Below are 18,132 nucleotides of genomic sequence, written 5' to 3'. Positions count from 1 at the left end.
GCGTTTTTGTTGTTGCCGCGGCCCACTGTGGCGGCATATTGCAGGGCTCTGCCCTCGCATTTATCGGCACTTAAGCCGTTTAGGTATTCAGTTTTTCTTCGCTAGCACTTGGTTAAGAGAACGGACTTCTTCACGTTCTTCCGGGCTGAGGCCATGTGTTCTGGCCTGGGCGATCAATGTCTCCAGCCGTTGCTCCAGTACCGAGTCATATAGGCTGGCCAAGGTGTCCAAAAAGGTCTGTTCGACCCTTTCCTCAACGATCATATGGTTCCATGTCGCCAGGGTTTCAAGCTGCTGGCTCAATTTGTTGTCGCGATACTGCTCCAACAACTGGCCGGTAGTCAGGCCTGGCTGAGCTAAACAGGTCTGCACCAACTCGACAAACAGCGGTAAACCGGCCTGTTTGGTCTGCTCCAATCCCTCGAGTGAAGGGATAAGTGTAGCCAACTGCGGATTTTGTACCAGTAACCCTATTAGTATACGCATGGTTGTGCGTTTTAGCTGGGGCGCCTGATAGGTATTCGCATTTTCAGCCTGTTTGGGCATCAGCTTGTCTAGCTGGCTGTCATCGAGCAGGCCAAGCTTGCTGCCGAGCTGTTGACGCAGGTACAAGCGCAACGTTTCGCCCGGCACCTGAGTAATCAGCGGTAGCGCCAGCGTGCTCAGCTTGGCGCGGCCGTCCGGGCTGCTCAGATCAACCTGTGGCATCAGGGTTTCGAACAGGAAAGTGGAAAGCGGCTGCGCCAGCTCCATCCGTTGTTCGAAGGCCTCTTTGCCTTCTTTGCGTACTAATGTGTCCGGGTCTTCGCCATCAGGCAAAAACATAAACCGCAGCTGACGCCCGTCATTGAGATAGGGCAGCGCGGTTTCCAGTGCGCGCCAGGCCGCTTCACGACCGGCCCGGTCACCGTCATAGCAACAGACCACGTTGTCGGTGGCGCGGAACAGCAGCTGAATATGTTCAGCCGTCGTTGAGGTTCCGAGCGAGGCGACGGCATAATCAATGCCGTATTGCGCCAACGCCACCACGTCCATATAGCCTTCCACTACCAGCAAGCGCTGCGGGGTAGGGTGGTTCTGCTGCGCTTCATACAGGCCGTACAGTTGACGACCCTTGTGGAATACTTCAGTTTCCGGCGAGTTCAGGTATTTCGGCATGCCGTCACCCAACACGCGTCCGCCAAAGGCGATCACTCGCCCACGCTTGTCGCGAATAGGGAACATTACGCGTTCACGGAAACGATCGTACGAGCGTCCTTGATCGTTAGTCACCAGCATGCCGGCATCGTTCAATGCACTACGGCTGTCGGCGTCGCGACCAAAACGCTTTAAGGCATTATCCCAACCGGCAGGTGCAAAGCCGATGGCAAAATGGCGGATAACATCGTCACTCAACCCGCGCTGTTGCAGATAATTACGCGCCGGTGCACCGGAAGGTTGATGCAGTGACTGTTGATAGAACGAACTGAGCTGTTCCATCAGTTGATACAGGCTTTGGCGCTGATGACGTTCGATTTGGGTCGGTCCGGAACCTGCCTCGTAAGGCACTTCCAGTCCGTGCATGGTTGCCAGCTCTTCGATGGTTTCGACAAACTCAAGTCGGTCGTAATTCATCAGAAAGTCGACGGCGTTACCGTGCGCACCACAACCAAAACAGTGATAAAACTGCTTTTCACCATTAACGGTAAATGAAGGCGTTTTTTCGTGGTGGAACGGACAGCACGCGTGATAGTTCTTGCCCTGCTTCTTGAGCTTTACCCGGGCGTCGATCAGATCGACGATGTCGGTGCGAGCCAGCAAGTCATTGATAAATACACGCGGAATTCGTCCAGCCATAAGCCCTTACTTTACTAGCCTATAAACGAGAACAAGCCGCGCATTCCTTTCGGAAAGCACGGCCTTCGTATGCAACTACTCGGTCTGCGCGATTTTTAAAATCAGAAATTCACGCGGCGGGGTTGCCCCCGAAGAATTAATACAGACGAGTGCGGCGTGCGTTTTCGCGAGCCAGTTTCTTCGCGTGACGTTTCACAGCAGAAGCTTTAGCGCGCTTACGTTCGGTAGTCGGTTTTTCATAGAACTCACGACGACGAACTTCAGCCAAAACGCCCGCTTTTTCGCAAGAGCGTTTGAAACGACGCAGAGCAACGTCAAATGGCTCGTTTTCACGTACTTTAATTACAGGCATGTGCCTCTCACCTCAATAAAATTCGGTTTGCTGCTGGCCAAGCGCCAGCAATTTCAAAATGGTGCGGAATTTTACTTCAACGGATGCTGCTTTGTAAAGCACCACAGCAAATTGAACCTGCGGCCACCCTGGTAAAACATGCGCAATTTTGCATCGGGCGCTGATTATAGACTAATCAGAAAAAAATGCTCGTTTTTAATCAAACGGCATTTATGGCTGGAATCATCAACATAGCCCAGGGGGGCCGACAAGATGCGCCGCACTGGCGGTAAACCGGCCTGTTTGTGCTAAACTGGCGGCCGCACGTGAATGATGGGAAATGTAATGCGAGTACTGGGTATAGAAACCTCCTGCGATGAAACCGGAATTGCAGTGTATGACGATCAGGCCGGTTTATTAGCGAATCAATTGTACAGCCAGGTGAAGCTGCACGCCGACTACGGCGGTGTGGTGCCGGAACTGGCTTCCCGCGATCATGTGCGTAAAACCGTGCCCTTGATTCAGGCGGCATTGAAGGAAGCGAACCTGAGCGCGGCCGATATCGACGGCGTTGCCTATACTGCCGGGCCGGGCCTGGTGGGGGCGCTGCTGGTCGGCGCGACCATTGGTCGTGCGCTGGCGTTTGCCTGGGGCGTGCCGGCAGTACCGGTGCATCACATGGAAGGCCACCTGCTGGCACCGATGCTGGAAGATAATCCACCGGCGTTCCCGTTTGTCGCGCTGCTGGTTTCCGGCGGCCATACCCAGTTGATCAGCGTGACCGGCATTGGTCAATACCAACTGCTGGGCGAATCGGTCGACGATGCGGCGGGTGAAGCCTTCGACAAAACGGCCAAGCTGTTGGGGCTGGACTATCCCGGCGGGCCAATGCTGTCGAAAATGGCGCAGCAGGGTGCCGCAGGCCGTTTCACCTTCCCACGGCCAATGACCGATCGGCCGGGGCTGGATTTCAGTTTCTCCGGGTTGAAGACCTTTGCCGCCAACACCATTCGTTCCAACGGTAATGACGATCAGACGCGTGCGGACATTGCCCGGGCGTTTGAAGATGCGGTAGTGGATACGTTGGCGATCAAATGCAAACGTGCGCTGGAGCAAACCGGTTTCAAACGGCTGGTTATGGCCGGCGGCGTCAGTGCCAACCGCACGCTACGCACCAAAATGGCGGAGATGCTGCACAAACGCGGCGGTGAGGTGTTCTATGCCCGTCCGGAATTCTGCACGGATAACGGCGCAATGATCGCTTATGCGGGTCTGGTACGGTTGCAGAGCGGTGCCAATCCGGAACTGAGCGTTTCGGTGCGACCGCGTTGGCCGCTGGCTGAATTGTCTGCAGTATAAATAGTTGAAGGCCGGAGAGCTCCGGCCTTTTTGATTACTCTTCTTTTTTTTCTTCCTGCTCTACCGCGTCGGTTTTCTTCTTGCGGAAGACACTCCAGATTTTCCCTTCCTGACCACGCCACAGGCGCTGAATATTGTCGTGGTGCCGCATCAGGATCAGGCACGACAGCATCGCTACCGGGAAGGTGAACTGCGGTTTGAACCACCAGACGTAGAACGGAGCAATCAGCGCGCTGATAATCGCACCCAGCGAAGAATAGCCGCTGAGCAGCACGGTCAGCAGCCAGGTGCCGGTCATCAGGCCGGTAAGATCCCAGCCGATCGGTGCTATGGCACCAAACGCGGTTGCCACGCCCTTACCGCCGCGGAAGTGGAAGAATACCGGGTAGATATGTCCCAGACAGGCCGCGATCGCCGTCAGGCCCAGATACAGCGGCGGGACATCAAGTTTGTATGCCAGCCAGACCGGCAGCATCCCTTTGAGAATATCGAATACCAGCACCGCCGCCGCAGCTACGCGCCCGCCGATACGCAGGACGTTGGTCGCTCCTGGATTCCCTGAGCCATTTTCACGCGGATCGGGCAGCCTGGCGATCCGGCAAACCAGGATCGCACTGGAAATTGAGCCACACAGATACGCGAAGATAATCATGCCAAGCGCGGTAGCACTCATAACGCGGTTCCGTTTAATAAGGGTCGTTTTACTCGCAACATATATGGATAATACCCATATTCCGCTGGAAGTGGTATCCGGCAAGGCCAAAAACAGAGAATGACGTGATGGATATCGTATTTATAGAAGAGCTTACCGTAATTACTACCATTGGCGTTTATGACTGGGAACAAAACATTCGCCAGAAGCTGGTGTTCGATATCGAAATGGGCTGGGACAATCGCCAGGCGGCCGCCAGTGACGATGTGAATGACTGCCTGAGCTACGCCGATATCAGTGAAGCCATCATCCAGCACGTGGAGCCCAATCGCTTTGCTTTGGTGGAGCGGGTTGCAGAGGAAATATCTGAAATATTACTCCAGCGCTTCAATTCCCCGTGGGTCCGTATTAAGGTCAGCAAACCGGGCGCTGTTGCACATGCCAGCCGGGTTGGGGTGATCATTGAACGTGGCACCCGGCCGGTGTGAGGTTCTGTCATACTTGTGCAACTAAAGGTCATTAAATTGGTCTGAACCTGAGAATTGTTTTAGCGGCAATGTATTGAACACTGCCGCTTTTTTATGTTTATAGCCGTAAATTTATAGGGTGATCGAAGCACATGGCGGACATGCATTCACTGTTTATTGCGTTTGTTCTTGGGGTGGTCGAAGGGTTAACTGAATTCTTACCGGTGTCTTCAACCGGGCACATGATTATTGTCGGCGAGTGGCTGGGTTTTACCGGCGATAAGGCCAAAACCTTTGAGGTGATCATCCAGCTGGGGTCGATTCTGGCGGTGGTGGTGATGTTCTGGCGTCGCCTGTTCGGGCTGATCGGCATTCATTTCGGTGGTAAGCCGGTTGAGCATGAAGGCAAAACGACGGGCCATTTGAAACTGGGCCATATTCTGCTGGCGATGATCCCGGCGGTAGTGCTGGGGCTGCTGTTCCATGACGTTATCAAGTCGCTGTTTGCACCGAAAAACGTGATGTATGCGCTGGTAGTGGGTGGTTTCCTGCTGCTGGCAGCGGAATGGTTGAAGCCGAAAAAGCCGAGTGCTGAAGGGCTTGATGACATCACCTACCGCCAGGCGTTTATGATTGGTTGCTTCCAATGTCTGGCACTGTGGCCGGGCTTCTCCCGCTCAGGTTCCACCATTGCCGGTGGCATGCTGGTGGGCGTGAATCGTTACGCGGCTGCGGAGTTCTCATTCATTCTGGCGGTGCCGATGATGATTGGTGCCAGTGGGCTGGATTTGTACAAGAGTTTGCATTTCCTGACGATGGGCGATTTACCGATGTTTGCAGTCGGTTTTGCCACGGCCTTCGTGGTAGCACTGATCGCGATCAAGACCTTCCTGACGCTGATCAAACGCATCTCGTTTGTGCCGTTTGCCATCTATCGCTTTATCGTGGCCGGCGTGGTTTACATGGTCTTCATGTAAGCCGAGCGGCAATAAGAAACCCCGCGCTGCGGGGTTTTTTTATGCCTGATCGAGAGGGATATCCTGAGTTTGTTTCCACTCGGCCAGAGCTTGTTGGCGGCGGCGTTTCAGCTCGTCGCGGACAGCCAGCCCTTGCAGGCCGCTGGCCACCACCTCTTTGACCGATACCGCATTCGCCACCTGAAACGCCTGGCGCAGATAGTCGCCCTGCGGATAAGGGTTGTTTTCAAAGCCGGTACGGCCGCGGGCGTCGGCTTCGCTGGTGAGGATCATCTGTTCCAGCCGCTGCGGTTTGCGCCAAACATCGACCGCATCAAACAGTTTCAGCAAGGTCTCAGGGCGCAGCTTGTTTACCGTATGGATCAGATCGTGATATTCGGCAACCAGCTTGGCCAGATCGCGCACCGGATTGGGGACTCGCAGCCGCCGGCACAGTGCTTCGACCAACAGAACGCCCGCCGGTCCATGACCGTGGTGATGTGGCCAGAGCTCTTTTGGCGTCTGCCCCTTGCCGAGGTCGTGACAGAGTGCGGAGAAGCGTACGTCCACTTCAGTGCTGAGCTGGGCAGCGATAGCCAGCGTCATCAGGGTATGAATGCCGGTGTCGATCTCCGGGTGCCATTTGGCGGGGGCCGGTACGCCGAACAGCGCGTCGATCTCCGGGAACAGCACGCCCAGCGCCTCGCAGTCACGCAGTACCTGAAAATAGACCTGTGGGCTCTGGCTTTGCAGCGCCTTCTCGGTTTCTTTCCATACCCGCTCGGCCGTCAGCGCGGCCAGTTCACCACTGCGTGCCATCTGACGCATCAACCCGGCGGTTTCCGGCGCGATGCTAAAACCCAAATGGGCGAAGCGGGCGGCGAAACGCGCCACGCGCAGTACACGCAACGGATCTTCACCAAAGGCATCGGACACGTGGCGCAGCACTCGCGCTTGCAGGTCGGCCACGCCGTTGAAAGGGTCGATCAACTCACCGTCGGTGCTGCGGGCAATGGCGTTGATGGTTAAATCGCGCCGTTGCAAATCTTCTTCCAGCGTTACGTCCGGCGCGGCATAGCAGGTAAAACCGGTATAGCCCTGGCCGGATTTCCGCTCGGTGCGCGCCAACGCATATTCTTCATGTGTCTTGGGGTTGAGAAACACCGGGAAGTCTTTACCGACCTGTTGATAGCCCAGGGCTGTCAGCTCGGAAGGCGCAGCACCTACCACCACCCAGTCGCGGTCGACTACCGGTATTTCAAGCAAGCTGTCGCGGACGGCACCGCCGACCAGGTAAGTCTTCACTGTTAACTCCTGAATTTATTCTAAGGCTCTGTTGACCAGATTACCTCAATTAGCGGGGCGCTGCCGAAACCAATAAAAAGGGCGCCCCGCAGGCGCCCAATCTCAAACCGAACGATACTTTAATCAGTTCATCCAGCGGTTGTTGCTTTTACGACGCGGGATCAGGTGTGGTAACAGCAGGCCCAACAGCAGGCCTACGCCGGCCACGCCGCCGCCGTACATAAACCACTGCAGGATAATGGTGCGCTGTTTGTCGTCGAGCTGCAGGTTAACCGCGTTAACCTTTTTCTGCGCCACTACCAGCTGGTTTTTCAGATCCTGGTTTTCCTGCTGCAGGCCGCTGATGGTGCTGTCGCTGCCGGCCACTTTCTGCTGCATTTCAGCGGTACGCTGGTTCCAGCTGTTGTCGATATTGGCCAGTTTATCGGTCAGGGTTTTGACCTGCTGCTCCAGCGCGGGCACCTGAGTGCGCAGGCTTGGGGTCTGGCTAAGCTGATCCAACGGGATCCAGGTGTTGCGGCCCTTGGCATCGCGGATCTGGCCATAGTTGGTGCTGTCGTTTACGCTCAACAGGGTTACTTCTTCACCGGCGTTCAAGGTGCCGACAATACGGTACTGATTACCCGGGCCGCTGTGGACGTAAGTATTCAATTCATCGGAGATATAGCGTTTATCTTCGGCATGGGCGCCCCAAGTGATGCTGAAGCTCAGCACGGCAAGGCAAATCAGGCGTAATTTCTGCATTAGTTCATCGTTTCTGTGTGAATTTATGGGAACGATAGTAGAGCGTTCAGTCTGACGACGCAACGCTAAAACCGGAATGAGAACTATCTTACTGTGGCAGATTCTGTGAGTTGCGCAGCGTTTTATAACGTAACAGGTTTTTTCTGCAGTTAGCAGGGTTAAGGCGCCGGGAATCGCGGTAAGATAACGGCAACTGTGCGTCACCGGGCAGAACGTGGCAGGCCAGGCCCGCCGCCGTGAAGGCTGACGCGAATGCGTAACTTATTGGTGTAAAAGACTTATGACCGTTGAAATAGAACTGAAATTTATTGCCACCCCGGATGCGGTTGCCGCCTTGCCGCAGCAACTGGCTGCCTGGCCGAATCAGCATTCCGCACCGCAAAAACTGACCAATATTTATTTCGAAACCGCCGACAATTTCCTGCGTGGTCAGGATATGGGGCTGCGTATCCGCGGGTTCGACGACAGTTATGAAATGACTATCAAAACCGCCGGCAAGGTGGTGGCGGGCTTGCATCAGCGTCCGGAATATAATGTGGCGATTGCCACGCCGGAGCTGGCGCTGGATCGGTTCCCGGCAGATATCTGGCCGCAGGGTTGTGATATCCCGGCGTTGCAGCAGGCGTTACAACCGCTGTTCCGCACCGATTTCGTGCGTGAGAAGTGGGTGGTCACTTACGGTAAGAGCGAGATTGAGGTTGGTCTTGACCAGGGTGAAGTGAAAGCCGGTGAGCTGAGCGAAGCGCTGTGCGAAATCGAGCTGGAATTGAAAGAAGGCAATACCGCCGATTTGCTGGCGCTGGCCAACCAACTGGCGGAGCACGGCGGCCTGCGTCAGGGCAGCCTGAGCAAGGCGGCACGGGGTTATCATCTGGCGCAGGGCAACGTCCCGCGCGAACGTCTTCCATTGGCGGTGTTGAAGCCAGCCGCCAAATCCAGCGTTGAGCAAGGGATGATCGCCAGTTTTGAACTGGGTTTGAGCCATTGGCAATATCACGAAGAACTGTGGTTGCGTGGCGATACTCAGGCCCGTCGTTCCGTGATGGAGGCGATTGCGCTGATCCGCCAGGCACTGGTGATTTTCGGCGGCCTGGTACCCCGCAAGGCCAGCGCCGATCTGCGCGCCCGTCTGACTGCACTGGAGCCGCTGCTGATTGATAAAACCACTCAGCCGCAGGAGTTGTGCTATAGCGCGGAATATCTGCAATGTAAGTTGGCGCTCACATCGTGGTTGGTGACCGCTGCCTGGAAACCTTTTATCGATGCCAAGGCGCAGGCCAAGCTTGACGGTTCCTTCAAACGTTTCAGCGACATTATGCTGGGGCGCAGCGCCGCCGAGTTGAAAGAAGCCTTCACCCGCACGCTGAACGATGACGAATACGAGGAACAGCTGCCGCGTCTGACTCGTCAGGTCTCGGCATTTATCCTGCTGTCTGGGGCTTACCCTGACGACGAAACCGGCCCCTACATTGACGGCTGGCGCGAGCTGCAACTGGCGGTGGCCGAACGGCGCCAGGGCTGGTACGAAGGCAGCCGCAAGCAGGCCTTATCGCATGCGCCATTCTGGTTAAACGGCGCGCTCCGCTAACTAAGCTGGCCTGCCAGGCGCAGGTCTTCGATTGGATCATTCACTATGTTGCCACTTTCAGCAGCGTTACAGACTCAGGCACAGAACATCGTGCAGCGTTTTCAGGAAACTCAGGGCGCGGACTGCGCGCTCAGCAGCCAGGAACTGTGGGTTTTGGCGTCGAGCGACTTTGTCTGCGACATGTTGCAGAGCCAGCCGGAATGGCTGGCGACGCTGCGCAAGCAACCGCCGGTGGCGGACGAGTGGCAACATTATGCCGCCTGGCTGCAGGATGATTTGGAAGAGGTGCGTGACGAAGCGCAACTGATGCGTGCACTGCGCCTGTTTCGCCGCGAGACGCTGGTCAGGATCGCCTGGGCGCAGGCGCTGGGCCAATGCAGCACGCAAGAAACGCTGTTGCAGCTGAGCGGGCTGGCGGAAACGCTGATTGTCAGCGCCCGCGACTGGCTGTACCAAACCTGCTGCCGTGAGTGGGGTACTCCATGCAATGCTCAGGGCGTGCCGCAGCCGTTGCTGATCCTCGGTATGGGGAAATTGGGCGGCGGTGAGCTGAACTTCTCGTCCGATATCGATCTGATCTTTGCCTACCCGGAAAACGGCCAGACCCAGGGCGGGCGGCGTGAGCTGGATAACGCCCAGTTCTTCACCCGTCTGGGGCAGCGGCTGATCAAGGCGCTGGATCAGCAAACCATTGACGGTTTCGTCTATCGCGTGGATATGCGGCTGCGGCCGTTCGGCGACAGCGGCCCACTGGTGATGAGCTTCGCCGCGCTGGAGGATTATTACCAGGAGCAGGGCCGTGACTGGGAACGTTATGCGATGGTCAAGGCGCGGCTGATGGGCGGCTCGGAAGACGCCTACAGCGAAGAGCTGCGCAAAACCCTGCGGCCGTTTGTCTTCCGTCGCTATATCGATTTCAGCGTGATCCAGTCGCTGCGCAATATGAAAGGCATGATCGCCCGTGAAGTCCGGCGGCGCGGGCTAAAAGACAATATCAAACTGGGTGCCGGTGGCATCCGCGAAATTGAATTTATCACCCAGGTATTCCAACTGATCCGCGGTGGCCGCGAGCCGGCGTTGCAAGGGCGCTCGTTGCTGCCGACGCTACAGGCGGTGGGGGAACTGGGGTTGCTGGAGCCGCAACAGGTACAGGCGATGAGTGCCAGTTACCTGTTCCTGCGCCGGCTGGAAAACCTGCTGCAGGCGATTGCCGATCAACAAACGCAAACGCTGCCGCAAGATGAACTCGACCAGGCGCGGCTGGCCTGGGGCATGGGGTTCGACGACTGGTCGGCCCTGCTGCTGGCGCTGGATCACCATATGCAGGCGGTCAGGGCGGTATTTAACGACCTGATTGGCGATGATAGCCCCGACGTTGGCGAAGATCCTGATTATCAGCACTATCACAGTCTGTGGCAGGACGCGCTGGAAGAGAACGAACTGGCCCCGTTGACGCCACATCTGGATGAAGAGGCGCGCAGACAAATGCTGCGCACCATCGCTGAATTTCGGCATGACGTCGACAAACGCACCATCGGCCCACGCGGTCGTGACGTGCTCGATCAACTGATGCCGCGCCTGCTGGCGGAAGTCTGTCCGCGTCAGGACGCGCCGACCGCACTGCTCAGGCTGACCCAGCTGTTGCTGAGCATCGTGACCCGTACCACCTACCTTGAGCTGCTGGTGGAATACCATGCGGCCCTTAGCCATTTGATTCGCCTGTGTGCCGCTTCGCCGATGGTGGCCAACCAGCTGTCGCGTTATCCGCTGCTGCTCGATGAGCTGTTGGAGCCGGCGACGTTGTATCAGCCGGTGGCCCCGGATGCCTACCGCAGCGAGCTGCGCCAGTACCTGCTGCGGGTGCCGGAGGACGACGAAGAGCAGAGGCTGGAAGCGCTGCGCCAGTTCAAACAGGCACAACAGCTGCGTATTGCCGCCGGGGATATCTCTGGTGCGCTGCCGGTGATGAAAGTGAGCGATCACCTCACCTATCTGGCGGAGGCGATTATCGACACCGTGGTGCAGCAGGCGTGGAACGATATGGTCGTACGCTATGGCCAGCCAACCCATTTGCAGGAGCGTGAAGGGCGCGGTTTTGCGGTGATTGGCTACGGCAAGCTGGGCGGTTGGGAACTGGGTTACAGTTCCGATCTTGACCTGGTGTTTATCCTCGATTGTCCGCCGGAGGTGATGACCGACGGCGATCGCAGCATCGACGGCCGTCAGTTTTATCTGCGTCTGGCACAGCGGGTGATGCACCTGTTCAGCACCCGTACCTCGTCCGGTATTTTGTATGAAGTGGACGCCCGCCTGCGGCCGTCGGGGGCGGCCGGCATGTTGGTCAGCACCGTCGAAGCCTTTGCCGATTATCAGCAGAGCGAAGCCTGGACCTGGGAACATCAGGCGCTGGTACGGGCACGCATCGTGCATGGCGATCCGCTGTTGCATCAGCAGTTTGATGTTATCCGCCGGGAGATCCTGTGCAAACCGCGTGACCTGGAAACGCTGAAACGCGAGGTGCGTGAGATGCGCGAGAAAATGCGCAATCACCTTGGCAACAAGCAGCGTGAACTGTTTGATATCAAAGCCGACGAGGGCGGGATCACCGATATCGAATTTATTGCCCAGTATCTGGTCTTAGGCTATGCGGCCGCCGAACCGCGCCTGACGCGCTGGTCTGATAACGTGCGCATTTTCGAACTGATGGCCAATTACGACATCATGCCGGAAGAGGAAGCGCGTGCGCTGACCCAGGCTTACGTCACCATGCGCGATGAGATCCATCATTTGGCGTTGCAGGAGCATTCCGGCAAGGTTGGCAATGGGCAATTCGCCGCCGAACGTGAACAAGTCCGCGCCAGTTGGGCGAAGTGGCTGGGCTGAGCAGGCCGGTTGCGCAATACGTTTTGCAGCTATTACAGACGTCTGTGGTAATATCTGCGCCACTAAAATTTTGTACTTTTTTGGAGTTATCGGATGAAAGTTACACTGCCTGATTTTCGCCGCGCCGGGGTATTGGTGGTGGGTGACGTCATGTTGGATCGCTATTGGTATGGGCCGACCAGCCGCATTTCACCGGAAGCGCCGGTGCCGGTGGTCAAGGTTGAAACCATTGAAGAGCGTCCCGGCGGTGCGGCTAACGTAGCGATGAACATTGCTTCGCTGGGCGCCAATTCACGCCTGGTGGGCCTGACCGGTATTGATGATGCCGCGCGGGCGCTGAGCGCCAAGCTGAATGAAGTCAACGTGCGCTGTGATTTTGTCTCGGTGCCGACGCACCCGACCATCACCAAGCTGCGCGTGCTGTCGCGTAACCAGCAATTGATCCGCCTCGATTTCGAAGAAGGTTTCTCAAACGTCGATCCGCAGCCGCTGTTGGAACGTATTCAGCAGGCATTGCCGCAGATCGGCGCACTGGTGCTGTCAGATTACGCCAAAGGCGCGTTGAGTCAGGTACAGAGCATGATCCAGCTGGCGCGTGCCGCCAAGGTGCCGGTGCTGATCGATCCAAAAGGTTCTGATTTTGAGCGTTATCGCGGCGCAACACTGCTGACGCCAAACCTGTCCGAATTCGAAGCGGTGGTAGGTCACTGCAAAGACGAAGCCGAACTGGTTGAGCGCGGCATGAAGCTGGTGGCGGACTTTGAGCTTTCTGCACTGCTGGTCACCCGTTCCGAGCACGGCATGACGCTGCTGCAGCCGGGCATCGCGCCGCTGCATTTGCCCACTTTGGCGCAGGAAGTGTTTGACGTTACCGGTGCCGGCGATACCGTTATCGGCGTGTTGGCCGCGGCACTGGCTGCCGGTAACACGTTGGAAGAGTCCTGTTTCCTGGCTAATGCCGCAGCCGGCGTGGTGGTGGGCAAACTGGGGACTTCGACCGTTTCACCAATCGAGCTGGAAAACGCGGTACGCGGCCGGGCCGAAACCGGCTTTGGCGTAATGACCGAGGCGCAATTGAAAACCGCCGTGGCGCAAGCCCGTCAGCGCGGTGAAAAAGTGGTGATGACCAACGGCATCTTTGACATTCTGCATGCCGGTCACGTCTCTTATCTGGCCAATGCCCGCAAGCTGGGCGATCGCCTGATTGTGGCGGTGAACAGCGATGCTTCCACTAAACGTCTGAAAGGCGAAACCCGTCCGGTCAACGCGCTGGAAAACCGCATGATTGTACTGGGTGCGCTGGAAGCGGTGGATTGGGTGGTGCCGTTCGAAGAAGACACGCCACAACGCCTGATCGCCGATATCCTGCCGGATCTGCTGGTGAAAGGCGGCGATTACAAGCCTGAAGATATCGCCGGTAGTACCGAGGTATGGGCCAATGGCGGCGACGTAAAAGTGCTGAACTTCGAAGACGGCCTGTCGACCACCAACATCATCAAGGCAATCAAAGACGGGCGTGGCTAACGTTCGCTGAAAACGGCGGTGGGCAGTGAGTGGACTGAAGCAAGAGCTGAGTTTAGCGCAGGGCGTTGGGCTATTGTCCACTTCACTGCTGGGTACCGGCGTATTTGCCGTTCCGGCTTTGGCAGCACAGGTGGCACAGGGCGATAGTCTGTGGGCCTGGCCGCTGCTGATTATCCTGGTTTTCCCGATCGCCATTGCCTTTGCCGCCTTGGGCCGCCATTTCCCCAGTGCGGCTGGTGCAGCGCACTTTGTCGGTCTGGCCTTTGGTCCGCGCATGGCGAAAGTCACCGGCTGGCTGTTTTTGTCGGTTATTCCGGTTGGCCTGCCGGCGGCGCTGCAGATTGCCGCCGGTTTTTGGCAGGCCACTTTCGGCTGGAGCGCCAATGGCCTGCTGTTGGTGCAAATTGCCACGCTGGTGATGATTTGGTTTTTAGGCACGCGCAGCGCGGGTTCCAGTGCCAATATTCAAACGCTAATCGCCGTTCTGGTGGTAGCGCTGGTGGCCGCTATCTGGTGGCGTGGCGACATTTCACTGTCCCAAATTCCCTGGCCGGCAATCAATGAAATCTCCTCGCCCAATCTGTTCCATGCGCTGGCAGTGATGTTCTGGTGCTTTGTGGGCCTGGAGGCATTTGCCCATCTGGCGACCGAGTTCCGTAACCCTGAACGCGATTTTCCGCGTGCACTTCTGTTTGGCATGTTGGTCGCCGGGGCGGTGTACTGGGGCTGTACCGTGGCGGTACTGCATTTCCACGCCTACGGTGAGCATCAGGCGGCGGCTGCGTCATTGCCGGGTATCGTGGTGCAACTGTTTGGTCAGCATGCGCTGTGGGTGGCCTGTATCATTGGCTATCTGGCCTGCTTTGCCAGCGTCAATATCTATACCCAAAGCTTCGCCCGGCTGGTGTGGTCGCAGGCGCAGGACCGACCGGCCAGCGCGCTGGCCAGGCTGTCTGCCGGACAGGCACCGGTCAATGCATTAAGCGCGGTGGTGGGCAGCTGTTTGCTGTTCACTTTGCTGATTTATACGCTGAAGCTGCCGCTGGATACGCTGCTGGTGTATGCCAATGGCATCTTTGTGCTGATCTATTTGCTGTGTATGCTGGCGGGCTGCCGAATTTTGCACGGGCGTTCGCGGCTAATGGCGGCGACAGGATTAGGGCTGTGTGTGCTGTTGATGGTGATTATCGGCTGGAAAAGCCTGTATGCACTGGGAATGTTCGCGCTGATTTGGCTGGTGTTGCGGCTTAAGGCTCAGGCGGCGCTCAAACCGCAATAAGGGCGCAGTATCGCGCCCTTAACGGTAACTTATTCGGCGTCTGGCTGTTGTGCAGCAGGCGTGGCGTTCAGCTTGCTTTCCAGCTCGCTCATACGCTGTTCCAGCAACGCCAGTTTTTCACGGGTGCGCAGCAATACCTGGGTCTGCACGTCGAACTCTTCGCGGTTGACCAAATCCAGACGGGTGAGCTGTGACTGCAACACCTGACGGATTTTCTTCTCAACGTCTTCCCCGAATTCGCGCACGCCTTTAGGCATGGACTCATGCACCTGACGTGCGATCTGTTCAATTTTTTTCGGGTCAATCATGGCGTATCCCTTTCAGAGTTTAATAGCTGTTGCCTAGTGTAATGCGAGTTGCCCGCCGGATAAACTATTTAACCGCATTCCCTGCGGCTGGCCGAATTGTGCTTTTGCCAATTGCCCTGATTAATCATTAGCGTTATAGTCGAGAGGCTTATTCTCAGGGCGGGGTGCAAGTCCCCACCGGCGGTAAATCACCTTCTACGGTGAAAGCCCGCGAGCGCTCAGCCAGTCTCTTGCAGTTTGGTTAGAGGTCAGCAGATCCGGTGTAATTCCGGGGCCGACGGTTATAGTCCGGATGGGAGAGAGTAACGGTATCTGCCGGGTTTGCGCCCGCTTGCGTTATTTTTTTAGCTATTGCTAGCTACTCCTCAAGATCGCCCTGGTTCTGGTAATCCATAATTTTCTAATGAGGTTTTTTACCATGAATCAGACCCTACTTTCAGATTTCGGCACGCCGGTAGAACGCGTAGAACGCGCTCTTGAAGCATTGCGCAATGGGCGCGGTGTGATGGTGCTCGATGATGAAAATCGTGAAAACGAAGGTGATATGATCTTCGCCGCAGAAACCATGACCGTTGAGCAGATGGCGCTGACCATTCGCCACGGTAGCGGTATTGTGTGCCTGTGTCTCACCGAAGAACGCCGTCAGCAGCTTGAGCTGCCGATGATGGTGACCAACAACTCCAGCCAGTTCCAGACCGCTTTCACCGTGACTATCGAAGCGGCGCAGGGTGTGACGACCGGTGTTTCCGCGTCCGATCGCCTGACCACCATTCGCGCGGCGGTAGCCGATAACGCCAAGCCGAGCGATCTGAACCGCCCTGGCCACGTGTTCCCACTGCGTGCGCAGCCGGGTGGCGTCCTGAGCCGTCGTGGCCATACCGAAGCGACTATCGATTTGGTATCAATGGCCGGTTTCAAACCTGCCGGCGTGCTGTGTGAACTGACCAACGATGACGGCAGCATGGCGCATGCGCCAGAAGTTATCCTGTTCGCCAAACAGCATGATATGACCGTGCTGACCATCGAAGATCTGGTGGCCTACCGCCAGTCACACGAGCAGAAAGCCAGCTGATATCGGACTGATTTTCTGAATATAAAAAAGCCGCGAATGCGGCTTTTTTTGGCTTAAAAGGTTTAACCGATCCCGCCGCTTTGCAATAACGTCAGGCTGAATCCCATCACCGCCATTCCGCACAGCACGCCGTAACTCGGGTTATTGTTCGGATCAATTTCTTTCGCCAACGGCATCAGCTCATCGACCGACAGCGCCACCATAATACCGGCGACTGCCGCCATAATCGACGCCATCACCACCGGCGATATCATCGGACCGAGCAGCAGAAATGCCAGCACGCCGCCGAGAATTTCCGCCATGCCGGAAATACCCGACCACAGCAACGCCTTGGTCTTTGAGCCGGTTGCGGCGTACACCGGCCCGGCGACCGCCAGGCCTTCAGGAATATTGTGAATGGCTACGGCCAGCGCGATACCCATTCCCAGCTCCAGATCGGCGCTGGCGGTCACGAAGGTGGCGATGCCCTCCGGGAAGTTGTGCAGGCTGATACCTAGCGTCAGCAGCACGGCAGTGCGTTTCAGGTTGTGCGGCTGGAGTGGTTTTTGCAGTAAATCCTGCGGATGCTGATGTGGCAGCATCCGGTCCAGCGCAAAATAACCCAGCAGGCCAAGCATGAACATGCCGTAGCCCAGCATGGGTGACATACCGACGGTGTGCAGCGCCGCGGGCAGCATTTCCATCAGAGATATCAACAGCATAATCCCGGCGGCAAAGCCGAGAGCAAACGCCAGCATTCGGTTGGATGGCTTCTGGCCGATAATGCCGAACAGGGCACCGACAAAGGTGGCGCCGCCGGCCAGCAAGGTCAGGAGCAGCGGTACGGACATAGTCTTCTCCTGTACGTTGAAATTGTTGTTTATTTTCTGATACTAACAGAGTAAAGGCATAAATCGAGTGGATTTGGCTGATTGCTTCCATTGTTTTAACCATTCAAATTTATTGAAGATCATCATCACGGTTATCCGGCTGTTTTACCTCGGCAAACGGCGTAGTCTGGTTTATAGAATGTATTGCGACCAACCAAGGATCCTGTATGAAAACCTCTCGTATGCCAGCACTTTTCCTCGGCCACGGTAGCCCGATGAACGCGCTGGAAGAAAACCGCTACACCCGGGCATGGCGTACGTTGGGTGAAACCTTGCCACGTCCGAAGGGCATCGTTGCCGTATCCGCTCACTGGTATACCCGTGGCACCGCCGTTACTGCGATGGAAAAACCGAAAACCATCCATGACTTTGGTGGTTTCCCACAGGCGCTGTTTGATACCCAGTATCCGGCTCCCGGCTCTCCCGAATTGGCTGCGCAGGTCCAGCAGGTGTTGGAGCCGACTCGCGTCAAGGCTGACGTCAGTGAATGGGGGTTGGATCACGGTACCTGGGGCGTGTTGATCAAAATGTACCCTGAGGCGGACATTCCGGTGGTGCAGCTCAGCATCGACGGTACTCAGCCGGCAGAATACCATTATGAGCTGGGCCGCAAACTGGCGGAGTTACGCGAACAGGGGATTATGATCGTTGCCAGCGGTAACGTGGTGCATAACCTGCGGATGGTGAAATGGCAGGGTGACGCGACGCCTTATCCGTGGGCCACGTCGTTTGACAAGTTCGTGCGGGATAACCTGAATTATCATGGCGATAACCACCCGCTGGTGAACTTTATGCAGCATGAAGGTGCGGCGCTTTCGAACCCGACGCCGGAGCACTACCTGCCGCTGCTGTATGTGCTTGGCGGTTGGGACGGCAAGGAAGCGATCACCGTGCCGGTAGATGGCATTGAGATGAGCTCATTGAGCATGCTGTCAGTGCAGATCGGCTAGATCATCCAC

The 18,132-nt window shown here is 56.8% G+C and carries 16 protein-coding genes and 1 riboswitch; of the genes, 9 read left to right on the top strand and 7 right to left on the bottom strand.

Annotation, left to right across the window (positions count from 1 at the left end):
* Positions 1 to 87 precede the first annotated feature (87 nt).
* Both dnaG and rpsU read right to left on the bottom strand, forming a co-directional pair.
* Positions 88 to 1,836, bottom strand: a complete 1,749-nt coding sequence (gene dnaG / locus SERS4_RS0122020) for a DNA primase (protein ID WP_012146996.1) — start codon at positions 1,834 to 1,836, stop codon at positions 88 to 90.
* A 136-nt stretch (positions 1,837 to 1,972) separates the two neighbouring features.
* Positions 1,973 to 2,188, bottom strand: a complete 216-nt coding sequence (gene rpsU, locus SERS4_RS0122015; protein ID WP_001144069.1) for a 30S ribosomal protein S21 — start codon at positions 2,186 to 2,188, stop codon at positions 1,973 to 1,975.
* 324 nt (positions 2,189 to 2,512) lie between these two features.
* On the opposite strand from rpsU, the gene tsaD reads away from it, so the two are divergent.
* A complete protein-coding gene (tsaD, locus tag SERS4_RS0122005) occupies positions 2,513 to 3,526 on the top strand; it encodes a tRNA (adenosine(37)-N6)-threonylcarbamoyltransferase complex transferase subunit TsaD (protein ID WP_017894061.1) in 1,014 nt (337 codons plus the stop codon).
* 34 nt (positions 3,527 to 3,560) lie between these two features.
* Here tsaD and plsY read toward each other — a convergent pair whose 3' ends face one another.
* Positions 3,561 to 4,199: a glycerol-3-phosphate 1-O-acyltransferase PlsY gene (gene plsY, locus SERS4_RS0122000; protein ID WP_017894060.1), complete on the bottom strand. Its 639-nt coding sequence runs from the start codon at positions 4,197 to 4,199 to the stop codon at positions 3,561 to 3,563.
* Between the two features lie 107 nt (positions 4,200 to 4,306).
* Here plsY and folB point away from each other — a divergent pair, with 107 nt between their 5' ends.
* Together folB and bacA are read left to right on the top strand one after the other, a co-directional pair.
* On the top strand, positions 4,307 to 4,666 hold the full coding sequence (gene folB, locus SERS4_RS0121995; protein ID WP_006320572.1) for a bifunctional dihydroneopterin aldolase/7,8-dihydroneopterin epimerase: 360 nt from the start codon (positions 4,307 to 4,309) through the stop codon (positions 4,664 to 4,666).
* Between the two features lie 131 nt (positions 4,667 to 4,797).
* Positions 4,798 to 5,622, top strand: a complete 825-nt coding sequence (gene bacA, locus SERS4_RS0121990) for an undecaprenyl-diphosphate phosphatase (RefSeq protein WP_012146993.1) — start codon at positions 4,798 to 4,800, stop codon at positions 5,620 to 5,622.
* A gap of 39 nt (positions 5,623 to 5,661) precedes the next feature.
* Here the strand turns inward: bacA and SERS4_RS0121985 are convergent, their stop codons facing one another.
* Both SERS4_RS0121985 and SERS4_RS0121980 read right to left on the bottom strand, forming a co-directional pair.
* On the bottom strand, positions 5,662 to 6,906 hold the full coding sequence (locus tag SERS4_RS0121985; RefSeq protein ID WP_017894059.1) for a multifunctional CCA addition/repair protein: 1,245 nt from the start codon (positions 6,904 to 6,906) through the stop codon (positions 5,662 to 5,664).
* Positions 6,907 to 7,029: 123 nt separating this feature from the next.
* A complete protein-coding gene (locus SERS4_RS0121980; protein ID WP_012146991.1) occupies positions 7,030 to 7,650 on the bottom strand; it encodes a TIGR04211 family SH3 domain-containing protein in 621 nt (206 codons plus the stop codon).
* Between the two features lie 280 nt (positions 7,651 to 7,930).
* Here SERS4_RS0121980 and SERS4_RS0121975 point away from each other — a divergent pair, with 280 nt between their 5' ends.
* From SERS4_RS0121975 to yjeH, 4 genes are all read left to right on the top strand, one after another.
* A complete protein-coding gene (locus SERS4_RS0121975) occupies positions 7,931 to 9,238 on the top strand; it encodes an inorganic triphosphatase (protein WP_017894058.1) in 1,308 nt (435 codons plus the stop codon).
* Positions 9,239 to 9,283: 45 nt separating this feature from the next.
* A complete protein-coding gene (glnE, locus tag SERS4_RS0121970; RefSeq protein ID WP_017894057.1) occupies positions 9,284 to 12,121 on the top strand; it encodes a bifunctional [glutamate--ammonia ligase]-adenylyl-L-tyrosine phosphorylase/[glutamate--ammonia-ligase] adenylyltransferase in 2,838 nt (945 codons plus the stop codon).
* A 93-nt stretch (positions 12,122 to 12,214) separates the two neighbouring features.
* The gene (hldE, locus tag SERS4_RS0121965; protein WP_012146988.1) at positions 12,215 to 13,645 is read left to right on the top strand and encodes a bifunctional D-glycero-beta-D-manno-heptose-7-phosphate kinase/D-glycero-beta-D-manno-heptose 1-phosphate adenylyltransferase HldE; all 1,431 of its coding nucleotides are present in this window, start codon (positions 12,215 to 12,217) and stop codon (positions 13,643 to 13,645) included.
* A gap of 25 nt (positions 13,646 to 13,670) precedes the next feature.
* The gene (yjeH, locus tag SERS4_RS0121960) at positions 13,671 to 14,924 is read left to right on the top strand and encodes an L-methionine/branched-chain amino acid transporter (protein WP_017894056.1); all 1,254 of its coding nucleotides are present in this window, start codon (positions 13,671 to 13,673) and stop codon (positions 14,922 to 14,924) included.
* 29 nt (positions 14,925 to 14,953) lie between these two features.
* Here the strand turns inward: yjeH and ubiK are convergent, their stop codons facing one another.
* Positions 14,954 to 15,232, bottom strand: coding sequence for a ubiquinone biosynthesis accessory factor UbiK (gene ubiK / locus SERS4_RS0121955; RefSeq protein WP_012146986.1), 279 nt, complete (start codon positions 15,230 to 15,232; stop codon positions 14,954 to 14,956).
* A 146-nt stretch (positions 15,233 to 15,378) separates the two neighbouring features.
* A riboswitch (FMN riboswitch) is annotated at positions 15,379 to 15,540 on the top strand.
* Positions 15,541 to 15,650: 110 nt separating this feature from the next.
* Between ubiK and ribB the strand changes: the two genes are divergently transcribed.
* Positions 15,651 to 16,304 (top strand): 3,4-dihydroxy-2-butanone-4-phosphate synthase, encoded by a 654-nt coding sequence (gene ribB / locus SERS4_RS0121950; protein WP_017894055.1) that lies wholly within the window; start codon positions 15,651 to 15,653, stop codon positions 16,302 to 16,304.
* A gap of 62 nt (positions 16,305 to 16,366) precedes the next feature.
* Here the strand turns inward: ribB and zupT are convergent, their stop codons facing one another.
* Positions 16,367 to 17,134 (bottom strand): zinc transporter ZupT, encoded by a 768-nt coding sequence (gene zupT, locus SERS4_RS0121945; protein ID WP_012146984.1) that lies wholly within the window; start codon positions 17,132 to 17,134, stop codon positions 16,367 to 16,369.
* 206 nt (positions 17,135 to 17,340) lie between these two features.
* On the opposite strand from zupT, the gene ygiD reads away from it, so the two are divergent.
* Positions 17,341 to 18,123 (top strand): 4,5-DOPA dioxygenase extradiol, encoded by a 783-nt coding sequence (gene ygiD / locus SERS4_RS0121940; RefSeq protein WP_012146983.1) that lies wholly within the window; start codon positions 17,341 to 17,343, stop codon positions 18,121 to 18,123.
* Positions 18,124 to 18,132 lie beyond the last annotated feature (9 nt).

The sequence above is a fragment of the Serratia sp. S4 genome, from assembly GCF_000347995.1.
Lineage (GTDB): Bacteria > Pseudomonadota > Gammaproteobacteria > Enterobacterales > Enterobacteriaceae > Serratia > Serratia quinivorans.
Note: the sequence above shows the minus strand (reverse complement) of the source record. Positions and strands in the feature narration are given on the sequence as shown.

What these genes read in the sequence shown, in the direction of transcription:
- dnaG (WP_012146996.1), bottom strand. Translation starts at nt 1,836, where the DNA reads ATGGCTGGACGAATTCCGCGTGTATTTATCAATGACTTGCTGGCTCGC.
- rpsU (WP_001144069.1), bottom strand. Translation starts at nt 2,188, where the DNA reads ATGCCTGTAATTAAAGTACGTGAAAACGAGCCATTTGACGTTGCTCTG.
- tsaD (WP_017894061.1), top strand. Translation starts at nt 2,513, where the DNA reads ATGCGAGTACTGGGTATAGAAACCTCCTGCGATGAAACCGGAATTGCA.
- plsY (WP_017894060.1), bottom strand. Translation starts at nt 4,199, where the DNA reads ATGAGTGCTACCGCGCTTGGCATGATTATCTTCGCGTATCTGTGTGGC.
- folB (WP_006320572.1), top strand. Translation starts at nt 4,307, where the DNA reads ATGGATATCGTATTTATAGAAGAGCTTACCGTAATTACTACCATTGGC.
- bacA (WP_012146993.1), top strand. Translation starts at nt 4,798, where the DNA reads ATGGCGGACATGCATTCACTGTTTATTGCGTTTGTTCTTGGGGTGGTC.
- SERS4_RS0121980 (WP_012146991.1), bottom strand. Translation starts at nt 7,650, where the DNA reads ATGCAGAAATTACGCCTGATTTGCCTTGCCGTGCTGAGCTTCAGCATC.
- SERS4_RS0121975 (WP_017894058.1), top strand. Translation starts at nt 7,931, where the DNA reads ATGACCGTTGAAATAGAACTGAAATTTATTGCCACCCCGGATGCGGTT.
- glnE (WP_017894057.1), top strand. Translation starts at nt 9,284, where the DNA reads ATGTTGCCACTTTCAGCAGCGTTACAGACTCAGGCACAGAACATCGTG.
- hldE (WP_012146988.1), top strand. Translation starts at nt 12,215, where the DNA reads ATGAAAGTTACACTGCCTGATTTTCGCCGCGCCGGGGTATTGGTGGTG.
- ubiK (WP_012146986.1), bottom strand. Translation starts at nt 15,232, where the DNA reads ATGATTGACCCGAAAAAAATTGAACAGATCGCACGTCAGGTGCATGAG.
- ribB (WP_017894055.1), top strand. Translation starts at nt 15,651, where the DNA reads ATGAATCAGACCCTACTTTCAGATTTCGGCACGCCGGTAGAACGCGTA.
- zupT (WP_012146984.1), bottom strand. Translation starts at nt 17,134, where the DNA reads ATGTCCGTACCGCTGCTCCTGACCTTGCTGGCCGGCGGCGCCACCTTT.
- ygiD (WP_012146983.1), top strand. Translation starts at nt 17,341, where the DNA reads ATGAAAACCTCTCGTATGCCAGCACTTTTCCTCGGCCACGGTAGCCCG.